This window comes from Phaeobacter sp. 11ANDIMAR09, assembly GCF_001294455.1.
Classification (GTDB): Bacteria; Pseudomonadota; Alphaproteobacteria; order Rhodobacterales; family Rhodobacteraceae; genus Pseudophaeobacter.
In genome coordinates, this window is sequence record NZ_LIKT01000029.1 from 14,619 (window position 1) to 27,815 (window position 13,197).

10 protein-coding genes are annotated in these 13,197 nt (G+C 62.0%); 2 read left to right on the plus strand and 8 right to left on the minus strand.

What is annotated here, in order from left to right; all coding sequences use genetic code 11:
• The first annotated feature begins 121 nt into the window (after positions 1-121).
• Positions 122-2,221 carry a DEAD/DEAH box helicase gene (locus AN476_RS19065; protein ID WP_054463369.1) on the plus strand — a complete coding sequence of 700 codons (2,100 nt, stop codon included), beginning with the start codon at positions 122-124 and terminating at the stop codon, positions 2,219-2,221.
• Positions 2,222-2,451: 230 nt separating this feature from the next.
• Here AN476_RS19065 and glmM read toward each other — a convergent pair whose 3' ends face one another.
• From glmM to AN476_RS19105, 8 genes are all read right to left on the minus strand, one after another.
• Positions 2,452-3,795, minus strand: a complete 1,344-nt coding sequence (glmM, locus tag AN476_RS19070) for a phosphoglucosamine mutase (protein ID WP_054463397.1) — start codon at positions 3,793-3,795, stop codon at positions 2,452-2,454.
• A gap of 343 nt (positions 3,796-4,138) precedes the next feature.
• Positions 4,139-4,429: a hypothetical protein gene (locus tag AN476_RS19075; RefSeq protein WP_054463370.1), complete on the minus strand. Its 291-nt coding sequence runs from the start codon at positions 4,427-4,429 to the stop codon at positions 4,139-4,141.
• 146 nt (positions 4,430-4,575) lie between these two features.
• Positions 4,576-5,286 carry a YjbF family lipoprotein gene (locus AN476_RS19080; RefSeq protein ID WP_054463371.1) on the minus strand — a complete coding sequence of 237 codons (711 nt, stop codon included), beginning with the start codon at positions 5,284-5,286 and terminating at the stop codon, positions 4,576-4,578.
• Positions 5,283-7,523, minus strand: coding sequence for a YjbH domain-containing protein (locus tag AN476_RS19085; RefSeq protein WP_253279938.1), 2,241 nt, complete (start codon positions 7,521-7,523; stop codon positions 5,283-5,285). Before AN476_RS19085 ends, AN476_RS19080 begins: the two co-directional genes overlap by 4 nt.
• Positions 7,524-7,647: 124 nt before the next feature.
• A complete protein-coding gene (locus AN476_RS19090; protein ID WP_054463372.1) occupies positions 7,648-9,522 on the minus strand; it encodes a nucleoside-diphosphate sugar epimerase/dehydratase in 1,875 nt (624 codons plus the stop codon).
• 288 nt (positions 9,523-9,810) lie between these two features.
• A complete protein-coding gene (locus AN476_RS23620) occupies positions 9,811-10,227 on the minus strand; it encodes a hypothetical protein (RefSeq protein ID WP_054463373.1) in 417 nt (138 codons plus the stop codon).
• Positions 10,228-10,374: 147 nt separating this feature from the next.
• Positions 10,375-10,986 (minus strand): sugar transferase, encoded by a 612-nt coding sequence (locus tag AN476_RS19100; protein WP_054463374.1) that lies wholly within the window; start codon positions 10,984-10,986, stop codon positions 10,375-10,377.
• On the minus strand, positions 10,986-11,936 hold the full coding sequence (locus AN476_RS19105; protein WP_083464410.1) for an NAD(P)-dependent oxidoreductase: 951 nt from the start codon (positions 11,934-11,936) through the stop codon (positions 10,986-10,988). Before AN476_RS19105 ends, AN476_RS19100 begins: the two co-directional genes overlap by 1 nt.
• A 104-nt stretch (positions 11,937-12,040) precedes the next feature.
• On the opposite strand from AN476_RS19105, the gene AN476_RS19110 reads away from it, so the two are divergent.
• On the plus strand, positions 12,041-13,156 hold the full coding sequence (locus AN476_RS19110; protein WP_054463375.1) for a polysaccharide biosynthesis/export family protein: 1,116 nt from the start codon (positions 12,041-12,043) through the stop codon (positions 13,154-13,156).
• Positions 13,157-13,197 lie beyond the last annotated feature (41 nt).

Sequence of the window (13,197 nt, forward strand, 5' to 3'; positions counted from 1 at the left end):
GTCATGGCCTATACGCGGCCAATTGCTGCCTGCGGCGCCTGCGCCCTCTGTGGCTTTGTGACCGCCTCCCCTCCCTCCCGTGGCCGCCTCCGCGGGCCCCGACAAAAAAGCAGAACATCTCTTGAAACAGACATTAGCGCTGGCGCTTGAGCGCCGTGGATATTCCTCTTTGACCCCCGTACAAGAGGCGGTCTCGGACCCGGCCCTGGCTGGAGTCGATCTTTTGGTTTCGGCGCAGACCGGTTCGGGCAAGACCGTGGGCTTTGGCCTGGCCATTGCCGATACGGTGCTGGGCGATGCGGAAAAGTTTGCTCCCGCCGCGACGCCGCTGGCGCTGGTGATTGCCCCCACCCGTGAATTGGCGATGCAGGTGAAACGTGAACTCGCCTGGCTCTATGGCGAAGCCGGTGCGGTGATGGCCTCCTGTGTGGGGGGCATGGATATGCGCGACGAGCGCCGCGCCCTGGATCGGGGTGCCCATATCGTGGTGGCCACGCCGGGCCGTCTGCGCGACCATATCATGCGCGGCTCGATTGATCTGTCCGCCCTGCGCGCTGTGGTGCTGGACGAGGCCGACGAGATGCTGGATCTGGGCTTTCGCGAAGATCTGGAGTTCATTCTGGGCGAAAGCCCCGAAGACCGCCAGACGCTGTTGTTCTCGGCCACCGTACCGCCTGCCATTGCCGGGCTGGCCAAAAGCTATCAGCGCGATGCCCAGCGGATTTCCACCGTGGCGGAAAAATCCCAGCACAGCGATATCGAATACCAGGCCATGTCGGTGGCGCCGCGGGATGATGAAAACGCCATCATCAATGTGCTGCGCTATTTTGAATCGCCCAATGCCATCGTGTTCTGCAACACCCGCGCCATGGTGAACCGGCTGCTGAGTCGCCTGTCCAACCGCGGCTTCTCCGTGGTGGCGCTCTCTGGTGAGCTGTCTCAGGCCGAGCGCTCCCACGCGCTGCAGGCGATGCGCGATGGCCGTGCCCGGGTCTGCGTGGCGACGGACGTGGCGGCGCGCGGCATTGATCTGCCCAACCTGGATCTGGTGATCCATGCGGAACTGCCCAATAGCCACGAGACCCTGTTGCACCGCTCGGGACGGACCGGGCGCGCAGGCCGCAAGGGCGTCAGCGCCCTGGTGGTGCCGCCAAAGTCACGCAAAAAGGCAGAACGTCTGTTAAAGATGGCCAAGCTGCAGGCCAATTGGGACACCGCGCCCTCGGCGGAGATGATCAAGGAACGTGATGGCGAACGCATGCTGGCCGATCCCGCCTGGGGCGAAGCCCCGGCTGCCAGTGAAGAATCCATGGTGGCCAAGCTCACCGAGGAGTTTTCTCCAGCCCAGCTGGCGGCCGCCTATCTGCGCCTGTGGAACGCCGGTCGTTCGGCGCCGGAAGAGCTGTCGCCCGCCAATGCCAAGCCGGAACCGCGTGAGCCCTTTGGCCCCAGTGTCTGGTTCTCGATTGCCTCCGGGCGCGACCAGGGCGCCGATCCGCGCCGCCTGCTGCCCATGCTCTGCCGCGCCGGTGACATCACCAAAGGCGACATTGGTGCCATTCGCATCCAGCAGGAGGAGACCTTTGCCGAGATTCGCGAGGCTCAGGTTGAGGGCTTTTTGAAGAGCATGGGGTCTGAAATGGTGCTGGATGACGGCACCAAGGTCACCCGTCTGGCCACCCCGCCAAATATCCCGGCCGGTCGTCCTTCGGCGCCGCGCAAATCCGGTGGCTATGAGGGCAAGCGCCCACATCGCAGCTCGGATGAAGGCTATAAAGGCAAACGGGAGAGCGGTCCTCGGGAGGGCGGCTACAAGGACAAGAAACCCTATGGCGGCGACAAGCCGCGCGGCGGTGGCTCTGGAGGTGACCGTTTTGAGCGTCCTGAACGCCCCGAGCGCAAAGAGCGGCCCCGCCACAAGCCAGAACCCCGTGAACCAAATGCGGTGGTGAGCGAAGTCGGCCCGCGCAGCAAACCGGCAGGGAAACCAAGTGGCAAGCCTGCTGCTAAAGCAGAGAGCAAGCCGGGTTACCGTGCGGGGGCTGGTGATCCCGGCAAAAGCTGGCGCAAGGAGGGGGGGAAACCCGGCGGCAAACGCAGCGGTCCCAAGGGTCCGCCGCCGCCCAAAGGCAAGGCCAGCAGCAAAAAGAACCGCGCCCGCGCGGCGGAAGCCAAAACCACCAAGGGCGGCGGAGCCAAACCCCGGCGCCCCAAGGCCTGATGGCAAGAAACCTGTGCTAAAGACAAACGCCGCTGGGGACCTTCCTCAGCGGCGTTTTGATTCGGACAGGAAGGGGGCTCTGCCCCCACGGCCCTTGGGGCCGCTCCCCCGGGATATTTTTGGCCAAATGAAGAGGGGGCGCCTGGCTTTCATTTGGCTCTAAGTATCCTGGGGGTGAGCACCTTGGTGCGAGGGGGCAAAGCCCCCTTCTGGTGCAGCGTGACCTGTCGCTAGCGGGTAGCGGATTGCACTGCGGTGGCAACCTCAGCCACGGTTGCGTTCAGCAGGGCCTCATCTTCGCATTCGGCCATAACCCGGATCAGCGGCTCGGTGCCGGATGTGCGGATCAACAGGCGGCCTTTGCCCTCCAGGGTGGCTTCGGCGGCGCGGATTGCGGCCTGAACCGGGGTGGCTTCGAGCGGCGTCTGGCCGATGGTAAAGCGGATGTTTTTCAGCAGCTGCGGCACCGGGTCGAACTGAGAGAGCAACTCTGAGGCGGGTTTACCGGTCTCGACCATGGCGGCCAGCATATGCAGACCCGCCATCAGCCCGTCACCGGTGGTGGCGTGATCGCTCATCACGATATGGCCGGATTGTTCCCCGCCCAGGTTAAAGCCGCCCGCGCGCATGCGTTCCACCACATAGCGATCCCCCACAGCGGTGCGTTCCAGGTGCAGCCCTTGACCCGCCAGGTGGCGTTCCAGCCCGAGGTTCGACATCACCGTCGCCACCAGGGCCCTGCCCGTCAGGGTGCCGGCCTGGGCCCAGCGACCCGCCAAGAGGGCCATCAGCTGATCGCCATCGGCCACGGTGCCGGTTTCGTCGATCATGATCACCCGATCCGCGTCGCCATCCAGACAGATGCCCACATCGGCGCCATGGGCCACCACCGCTTCGGCGGCGGTCTGCGGCTGGGTCGAGCCACAGCCAAGATTGATATTGCGGCCATTGGGGGCAACCCCCAGGGGCACCACCTCGGCGCCCAGCTCCCAGAGCACTTCGGGGGCGATACGGTGGGCAGCGCCATTGGCGCAGTCCAGCACCACCTTGAGCCCATCAAGGCGAATGCCCCGCGGCAGCGAGGATTTCACCCGCTCGCCGTAGCGGAACCGGGCGTCATCGATGCGTTTGGCATGGCCGATATGCTGGGCCTGAGCGGGCTCTACGCCGGCCTCAATCAGGGCCTCGATCTCCAGCTCCGCCTGGTCCGAGAGTTTGAAGCCATCGGGGCCAAAAAACTTGATGCCATTGTCTTCGGCCGGGTTGTGGCTGGCTGAGATCATCACCCCGAGATCGGCGCGCATTGAGCGGGTCATCAGCCCCACGGCAGGGGTTGGCACCGGACCCAGCAAGAGCACGTTCATACCTGTTGAGGTCAGCCCGGCTGTGAGGGCGTTTTCAAACATATAGCCCGAGAGCCGGGTGTCCTTGCCGATCACCACCCGGTGCACGCCTCCGGCCTCGCGGCGGAAATAGCGTCCCACAGCGGCGCCGATGCGCAGCGCCATATCGGCGGTCATTGGATGGATATTGGCGGTGCCCCGGACCCCGTCCGTGCCAAAGAGTTTACGCATTTTTATGTCCCATAGATCTTGGGCCTCATCGGGCCAGTGTCGCAGCCGCGGATCCGAAGCCTTTGAGGGTAGAATAAAGCAGCCAGAGCGCAGCGCCAGAGGGGCGTGACGGATCTGCGCCAATCCGCTGAAACTCTGCCGACGCTCTCCCGCCTGATCAGCTATCTATGGTCAGCCTCTGGGACCAGTGGCTCATGATCAGGACGTGACAAGAGACGGCAAAAGGCGGGCCTGCTAAAGACCCGCCTCTAAATGTCTCTGACCAGTCAAATCCCAGTTTCCAGATCGCGTCTAGACGCACGGAACACTGCGCTTGCACGGCCAGCTTCGGACAGCGCCAAGATTAGTTGGAAGTACCGGTCGCTGTGGTAGTTGTGGTGGTACCGGTTGTGCCGTCTTCGTTGGTGATGGCAATGGTGACGACGGCAACGCCAATCGCGGCGGCACCTGCAACACCCCCGGCGATACCTGCGCCAAAGCCGGCACCACCAGCGCCTGCACCACCAGCACCTGCACCAGCGCCAGCGGCCTGGTTGGTCACGGCTGCATTAACGGCATTGGGGTCGACGGTCTGTGCGGAAACTGCGGTTACGGAAGCTGCGGTCAAAAGCAGAGCTGCAAAGATATTTTTCATAATCCAAATCTCCATTGGAATTTTGTTTGAGACAACTCTAGGCGAGCTGGCGAGAAGTTTCAACGTAAGCCATAGGGGGGAATTGCTTGATGAATGGTTTTTAGGCGAAACTCAGCGTGAAAATACTCAACCTGTGGCAAAAACGCCTAGCTTGAGAGGTCCCGAATGCGCAGATAGCCGATTTCTGGCCCCGCCCATTGCCGAGATTTCCAGACTTTTTGATTTTGAGAATCAACCCAATAATCATTCACAATCACAGCTGTGCGGCCATTTTCGCCGCTTCCTTCGCAATGCTCCTGCAGATGGCGGGTGGCATAGATGCGCTCGTAGATTTCCAATGTCTGCGGACCCAGATCACGGATGTCGCAGGCCAGGGCAACACCCTGTTCCTGGTTGTTGCCCGCGCGCAGGTGGTAGCGGCGCTCGCCGCCCGTGGCGGGGCCCGCCAGGCCTTCTTGCGCCGGAACGCTGGCAGAGATCAGATTTCCGGCCAGGCCACGGCTGGCGATCAGCATGCCATTGCGGAAGGTCAGCGCACTATTGTCTGCGGCGCTCCAGGTGGTGATCTCGCCGGGCAGATCATCACGGCGGGTCAAGACCAGTCCCAGATAGCCTGTCAGATCAGATTTTTCGACGATGACTTCCAGATGCGGCTGCGGGAATTGATCAAGAAAGGCCCTGTTGATCTGCAACGGTGCAGGCGGGCCGGCGCGGCGTTCGGCAATCAGCGCCCGGATCGAGCGCCCCAGCTCGATGGCGCCGCTGGCTTCTTCGGGGCCCTTGCTGCAGCCGCCCAGGGCCAGCAATGCGGTCAGGGCGGTCACACCGACCGCGCGGGAGAGAGGCAGAGTAATCATTCCCAGAACCTCACGCGTTGATCCTGCAGACGGATGCGATGGGCCTCGCGGATGGAACCATAAAGCCGCCCTGGCACCGCCACCCGCTGGCCGCCATCCCGTTGGGTGGGGCGAATGGTCAGGCCAAAGCCCCGGCGGTTGGGTTTGCCCAGCATCCAGCCCAGCGGAATACGGAAGCGGAATCCCTTGTCAAAGGAGCCTTCGCCAAAATCTGCCGAGGAGACATTGGTCAGGGTAAAGAAGGCGCCCACCGCCCAGCCATTGTTAAACACCCGGTCCAGGCTGAAGGTGCCGCCGTAATCGCCGGCCAGATAGCGTCCGGCATCCAGCTGCAGCTGATAATTGCTGCCCAATTCGTAATAGAGCGAGGCATGGCCGGTGAAGGTTTTGTAATCAAGAAAGGAAAAGCGCTGGTCATAGTCGCGCTGGATTACATAGTTGGCCTCGACCCCCAGGGCCAGCGGGCTGTTCACCGGTTTCCACAGCAGCTCGCCCGATACGCCGCCAAACATGGTCTCAAAGATCCCACCGGTGGCGCGGGCATAGAGGTCGCGGCCGGGTTTCCAGTGACGCGTCACATAGAGATTTTCCAGGGTGGTGCCATGTTGGGCATAGAGCGAAATATCGGTGCGTACATGGGGCAGCACCGAATTGGAGGCGCGGGTATTGCTGATATTGCCCGCCAGACGCTGGCGCAGGGCGCCGCCGATCAGCCAGCCGGGGGCTGGGGCGTAGCTGGCGGTCAGATCCAGGCCAAAATCGATCCGGAAGGGACGCGCCGGATCAAAATAAGAGGGTTTGGTATAGGGGGCAAAGCTGGTTGAAAACGCCGGGTAGAGTTCCTCCGAGAACACCGCGTCCTCGCTCAAGGGGCGGGCGGCGGTGATGCCGGTTACGGCATTGATACTCTCGCTGGCCTCAGGGGAAAATTCCAGCGCCTCCAAATCCGAGCGGCGCACCGTCACCGTCGACAAGCCGATGCCGCTGCGCACCGGGGTGATGCGGAAGGTCTCGACCGAGGCCGGCAGATAGGCTGTCATGATCCGGGCCACGCGCCCCACTGCCTGCATATCTGACTGATAGCGCGGGTTGCGATAGCGCAGCTCCACCTCGGTGGCGTCAAAGGTAATGGCCTCGAGAATCAGCCCGTCCTGTTTCAGCGCCTCGGCCACCTGATCGCGAAACACCGTGGTCTGCTGGGTGCTGGCGGGCCAGTTCTGGTTCCAATTGGCCTCTGTCCGGGCCCAATGGCTGCGCGGAATGATCGGCTGGGCAGCGGGCACCACCATCGGGGTGATGGGCTGTTTGGGGTTCAGTTGGAACTGGGCACTGAAGCCCAGTTCAGTGCCATAGAGATAATAGGCCCCAAGGCGGGTGCGATCACTGTATTGGTATTCGACACCAAAGTTCAGCGAGGATTTGCGCTCAAAGACATCTGAGACCTGTGTCTCAGTGACATAGGCGTCCGTGGAATATTCTGCCTTCAGGCTGAGACGGTCGGTGGGCTGCCATTCAATGCCGCCAAAGGGGGAAAAATCGCCCCGGAACCACTGATCATAGGACAGTTCCCCCCCGGTGCCACCGCCGACAAAGGAGGGGCGTACCCCACCGATATTGCCAATGGCGCCATGGGTGCCCAGCCGTCCCCAGCCCAGCCCGGCCGAGATTTTCAGCTCGCCAGGGCCGCTGCGGCGCGACAGCACCGGGGTTTGGAACCGCTTGGTGGCAACAAAATATTCTGCCGCATAGACCCCGGTGCCGGCAAAATCCTGCAGCCCCATGGTGACCTCGGGCAGCCAACCACGTTCCTTCCACAGCCGCGCGCGCACGTCAAAGCCACGGTCATAATAGGTGGAAAAGCCAAAGAGATTCAGGTTCCTGATCCCATTGTAGCGAAAGCTGGCCGAAAGCCAGGGCAGCGCCTGAAAGGTGATATTGTAGCGGCTTTGGCCACCAAACCAGGAATAGCTCACCGCATAGGTGCCATCGGGCAGCATCTCAGCCGAGGGTGTGTCGATGATGCCGGGGGTGCCATAAAAATTCAGCGCTGGGGGCGGCAGCGGTTTGAACCGCGGCGCGGCCTGGGCTGAGCCGGGGGCCGGATCAACCGGATCGCGGGTGAGTTCTGGGCCCCAGGCCAGGACGGACCCGGTGGCCAGGATCAGGCTGGCGACAAACGCCACAACCGCAGTGCTGATCAGGGCGATCCTGAAGGTGAGGGAAGAGCTGCGGGTCACCGAATCAAACTGCCTTATGCTGGGTGGGTCATACAGCTCGTGTAGGTGCTGCGCGCGTTGCTGCGGTTAGAACACAGATGCCCCTCGGGGATCAACGCGGGCACGCAGACTGGATTGGTTTGGGTCAGGAAGATTTCCGGTCTGTGTCCCCGTGGCCATAGCCCTCGACCCAGCGATCCAGCAACCGGCGCGCGGCCGCCTCGTCGCCCGCTGCCAGGGCCGCCCGCAGCCCGCGTATGAAAGTCGCCACTTCGATCTCCGACAGGGCACTCTCGCGGGCGCAAAAGATCTTGGCATGGCGGGTGGTGATCAGCTCATCCGTCAGGGTGAGCTCTTCTTCCAGTTTTTCGCCCGGGCGCAGCCCGATAATCTGGATTTCGATATCGCCTTCGGGATTGTCGGCATCGCGCAGGGTGTAGCCGGCGCTTTCGATCACCTGGCGTGCCAGCTGCAGGATCGGCACGGCGTCTCCCATGTCGAGCACAAAAACCTCACCGCCCAGGGCCTCGGCACCGGCCTGCAACACCAGCTGCACCGCCTCGGAGATGGTCATGAAATAGCGTTTCACCCGGGGATCGGTCACCGTCACCGGGCCGCCACGGCTGATCTGATCCTGAAACAACGGCACCACCGACCCCGAGGAGCCCAGCACATTGCCAAAGCGCACCATGGTAAAGATGGTGCCCGTGCTGCGCTGCGCCAAATCCTGCAGCAGCAGTTCTGCCATGCGTTTGGAGGCCCCCATCACATTGGTTGGGCGCACCGCCTTATCCGATGAAATCAGGATAAAGCGTTCGACCCCGGCCTGGGCGGCCGCCTGCGCCAGATTCTGGGTGCCAAAGACATTATTGGCAAGTCCAGGCAATGGGTTGGCCTCAACCAGGGGCACATGTTTATAGGCGGCAGCATGCAGCACCACCTGAACGCCATGGCTCTCCAACACGCCGCGCACCTGGCGGGGATCGGTAACCGAGCCCAGGATCGGGACAATCTCGACACCGCTCTCAAGAGCCTGCTGTTCCAGTTCCTGATGCACGGTATAAAGCGCCAGTTCGCTGAGCTCGAACAGCACCAGTTTACTGGGGCGGCAGGCCAGCACCTGGCGGCAGAGTTCCGAGCCGATGGAACCGCCGGCGCCAGAAATCAGCACCACCCGCTCGGCATAGGAGGTTGCGGCCTCATTCAGTGGCAGGGTGCGGGCAGCGCGGCCAAGGAAATTCTGCGGCGCCACCGGCGTCAGCTTGTCGACCAGGGCCTCTTCGCCAATCAATTGCGCAAAGGAGGGCAGCGCCTGCACCTCCAGGCCGAGTCTCTGCAGCCGTTGAATGACCTGGGCCTGCCGGGGCTGGCTCTGCGACGGCATGGCCAGCAGCACCCGGTTGATCTGGCGGGTTTCCACCAGTTCCTGAATGCGCGCAGGAGAAAAGACCTGCAGCCCCATCAGGGTCATGCCCTGCAGGGAGCCATTGTCATCGACAAAGGCCACGGGATCGATGCCGTCATGGGATTTCAAGGCCTGGGCCAGCTGGGTGCCGGTGGTGCCTGCTCCATAGATCAGCACCCGGCAGCGCGGCGCGGCGCGGCGATAGATCACCAGCACGACCTGATGCATCAAGGTTCGGGTGGCCATCATAAAAAGCACCAGGCTGGTGGCAAAGACCACATAGGTGCCGGGACTGAGGCGGGGGCCAAACAGCTGGGTCAGCAGCGCCAGGGTGACCGCCGTCAGCGCCGCCACCACGGCGGTCTGCCCCACGGCGTGACGTTCATAGGCGTTGAGCTGAACCATAGGCAGCCCCAGCCAGATCGAGGCCAGCGCCATGACAGCCATCACATAGGGCAACACCGGCAAGAGCGCCACCAGGCTGTGCAGGGCCTCGACGGGGGCGGGCTGCAGGATCAGGGTAAAGAGCAGCGTCAGAGGGATCAGCGCCAGGTCGATCGCCAGAAAAATATAGGATTTCTGTTTGCGCGACAGCACATTGATCAGATCTATCATCCCTGGGTTGCCCAATGCTTTTGGCCTCTATTTATCGCTGAGCGCGGTTTACTGAAATTCCGGACTGGAAACCAGAGCCTCTGTGCCGCTCTGAAGTGTTATAAAATATCTCTATGTCGTTTTGGTCGGTATCACGTTCAAAAAAGCATGGTTTCAAGAGGCGGTTTGGTCGAATTGCCCCAGTTTATTAAAAAGAATGCAGCCTTGCAATCTGGGGTTGCCCGTCGCTTTTAAAACAGGCGAGATTTGGCGGGTAATCGCCTTTTGAAACAAGGCGGCCTTTGAGACTTAGGTATCGGCGCGGGCACGAAGTTGGGTGCAGTAGAGTTTGTTAATATCAAAAACCACCATCCTGCCAGTATTTGTAGGGCTTCCATCTAACATAGAAAGGGCAGGCGGAGCAACGAAAAGTCCCAGACGCGCTCTGTTTCTGTCCCTCACCTCTGTAATAATGGCGTGTCTTTTACGTCGCTCAGGACAGAGTAATTGGCGCCGCTCCCAGCATAGGTCAGGAGCGGCGCTTATGGCCGCTTCTTCTGCGGCCTTGTCCATGTTTGTGACCTTGTTGAGGTATTGCGTCGGATCATCGCGCAGCTCGGGGCGTGAGAGGGCAAAGGAAACGGTGGCCTGTAGAAAGCCGGCCTTAGAGCCGCAATCATAACGCTCGCCCTGGAAACGGAACCCATGGGTCGGCACCAGGGTCATGATTTCCTCGGGCACCGGTTTGGTCGCGGGCCGCAACCGGATCCCCGGACCCGCAACCGGGAAAATCGCTTTGGTTACTTTTTACGCATGAGGAAGTCCTGAAATACTGTTTGATAAAAGAGGGCTGAGCCTGTGCTCTCCGGCCTCTTATTTGCGCCGAAAAATATTGCCTATGGTTTGAAAGACCAAATCAAAGTCAAAACACATGTTTTGATGACGCTGATAAATCAGATCCAGCCGCGCCTTGGCGGGCACGCAGATACGGGAATAGACCGCATCGGTCTCTTCCGGGGTCTGGCAGCGCGCCAAAAGCGCGGCCTCGTGTTTGTGATAGGCAATCGAGGCGAGGCCCGTGACACCGGGGCGTGATTTCAGCACCTTGGCGTAGAGTTCGGGGTTGGCCTCGACATATTGGCGCAGCGGCGGGCGCGGGCCGACAAAGGAGAGATCGCCTTTGAGGATATTCCACAGCTGTGGAAATTCATCCAGCCGCTTGGAGCGCAGCCAGGCGCCGGTTTTGGTGATGCGGGCCGCCTTGTCGCCGCCCGATACACCACTGTCTTCGCTGACCACCGTCATGGTGCGCAGCTTCCACAGCCGGAAGCTGCGGCTGGGGGTGGTCATGCGATCGGCCAGGTAGAACACCGGACGCCCCTCTTTCACCAACAGCCAGATCAGGATCATCAGCAGAATGGGGCCGAGGATCACGATCAGCAGGGTGACAAAGAACAGATCAAAAAGACGTTTGCGCCAGGTCATCAGCGGGGCTTCTCCTTATGGGGGGAGGGATCAATGGGCAGTGGGGTTTTGGCGGTAAAAGCAGGCTCTAAATCGGCCCATTCTGCCACCATCTGCAAAGCATCAGCCGCGTCCAAGGCAGGGCTCAGCACGCCATCTTGCAGCAGTTTCTGCAGGGGGGTGAGCTCCAGCGTCACCTCGGCAATGGCGGCTGCCGGGGCCGGACGCCAGGCAAAGGCATGCCCGGCGGCGCGCAGCAATGCCGCCATCTCCAAGGCGCCGGGCTGGGCCAGGTTCAGCACCGGGGGCAGTTTGGGTCTGGCCACCAGGGCGGCCAGCACCCGGGCCAATGTCACCGGGCCGATATAGCTGCGCCGCGGGCTGCGGCCATCGGCAAATTGATCAAGGCAAAACCCCGGCTGCCAGCCCCCCAGGATCGCATCCAGCCCGGCGATATTGCCGATGCGCAGAGCGGTGACCGGCACCCCCAGTTGCTGCCCCAGCGCCAGCGCCTTTTGTTCCATTTCCAGCTTGGCTGCCCCATAGGCATTGGCGGGATGCGGCGGGCGCACCGCACCGCAGATCCCCGGCTGATTGCCATAGACCGCGGCCGAAGAGCTGAGCAGAACCCGCGCGGCGGGCGTACCACAGTCTCTGGCCTGCGCCGCCGCGGCCTGCACGGCGGCGCAGGCCAGGCGGCTGTTATCGGCCAGATCGCTGCCGCGCCCCGGAATACTTCCGGCCAGGCAAAGCACCACCTCGGCCCCGGCGCAGAGCTGGGCCAGGCCCTGGGAATCCGCCAGGGGATCCAGCAGATTTGCCGCTGTCGCACCCGGCTGTGGGGGCAGCGGCTGCCGGCTTTGCCAGCGGATCTCGGCTCCGGCCATCGACGCGGTTCGGGGCCAGCAATGGCGCAGCACCCTGCCAATCCGCCCCGAGGCTCCTAGAACAACTGTGACCGGAAAACCCATATGCCGCCTCTGTTTGTGTCCGGCGCGCAGTTCAGTTGACGCGCACAGCAAGCCCAGTATCTTGCGGACAGCAAAAATCAAGACCATTCCTGAAAAGAGCCTCTATGCGCCTTCTGATTCTTCTGTCCGCCGCTGCCAGCCTGCTTTTGTTGCCAGCAGCATGTGGGCGCCTGCCCGGTGGCGCCCCAGCCAGCGAGGAGATCATCAAGCAATCTTCGGATGCGGATGCGGATTTTGCGCTTTATGCGGTGACCCGGGCCTTCCTGCCGACGGTGGCACATTGGCCCGCCACGGGCAAACAGGAACGGCTCAACTGGATCGGCGCCAGCAATGGGGCCAAAACCCAGATCATCCAGCCCGGCGACAAGCTGACCCTGCGCATCTGGGACAGCAGCGACAACTCGCTTTTGACTTCGATCGAGCAGAAGATGGTGCAGCTTCAGGATGTGCGCGTGGCAGCCAATGGCACCATCTTCATGCCCTATGTGGGCAATGTGAATGTGCTGGGGCTGACCCCAGATCTGGCGCGGGAAAAACTGCAGGACGAGCTGGAGAGCATTGTGCCTGCAGCCCAGTTACAGCTGGATATGGCCGAAGGGCGTAACAATTCGGTGGATCTGGTCAGCGGCGTTGCTAATCCCGGCACCTATCCGATGCCCAACCGCAATTTTTCGGTGCTGGGGCTGATCTCCATGGGCGGCGGCATTGGCGCCCATCTCAACAACCCGCAGATCCGTCTGGTCCGGGGGCGCAGTATCTATGGCACCTCGGTGGACAACCTGCTGAACAATCCCCGGCTCGACACCCTGCTGCGCGGCGGTGACCGGGTCTTTGTTGAAGAGGACGAGCGCTATTTCCTCTCCTTTGGCGCCACCGGTAAGGAAGACCTGCATACCTTTACCAAGGATGAGATGTCGGCGATGGATGCGATCTCGGTGTCAGGGGGCTTCCAGGATGGGCGTGCCGATCCGCAGGGGCTGTTGGTGCTGCGCGAATATGGATCTGAGGCCGTGGCCCCAGGGGTGCGAGGACCGCGTCAGACCCGGGTGGTCTTCAGTCTGGATCTGACCTCGGCGGATGGGCTGTTTTCGGCCCGCCAGTTCCAGATCAATCCCGGAGACCTGGTGATTGCAACGGAATCGCCCATCAATGACGCGCTGACCATCTCCAATCTCATTGGCAACTTCTTTGGGGTCTTCAGCCGCGCCGGCGTCCTGTAAGGGCCGACATTGTATCAAGGGATTGGCGCAGGCGGCTTGCG

What these genes read in the sequence shown, in the direction of transcription:
- AN476_RS19100 (WP_054463374.1), bottom strand. Translation starts at nt 10,986, where the DNA reads ATGACCTGGCGCAAACGTCTTTTTGATCTGTTCTTTGTCACCCTGCTG.
- AN476_RS23620 (WP_054463373.1), bottom strand. Translation starts at nt 10,227, where the DNA reads ATGACCCTGGTGCCGACCCATGGGTTCCGTTTCCAGGGCGAGCGTTAT.
- AN476_RS19090 (WP_054463372.1), bottom strand. Translation starts at nt 9,522, where the DNA reads ATGATAGATCTGATCAATGTGCTGTCGCGCAAACAGAAATCCTATATT.
- AN476_RS19105 (WP_083464410.1), bottom strand. Translation starts at nt 11,936, where the DNA reads ATGGGTTTTCCGGTCACAGTTGTTCTAGGAGCCTCGGGGCGGATTGGC.
- AN476_RS19080 (WP_054463371.1), bottom strand. Translation starts at nt 5,286, where the DNA reads ATGATTACTCTGCCTCTCTCCCGCGCGGTCGGTGTGACCGCCCTGACC.
- glmM (WP_054463397.1), bottom strand. Translation starts at nt 3,795, where the DNA reads ATGCGTAAACTCTTTGGCACGGACGGGGTCCGGGGCACCGCCAATATC.
- AN476_RS19110 (WP_054463375.1), top strand. Translation starts at nt 12,041, where the DNA reads ATGCGCCTTCTGATTCTTCTGTCCGCCGCTGCCAGCCTGCTTTTGTTG.
- AN476_RS19075 (WP_054463370.1), bottom strand. Translation starts at nt 4,429, where the DNA reads ATGAAAAATATCTTTGCAGCTCTGCTTTTGACCGCAGCTTCCGTAACC.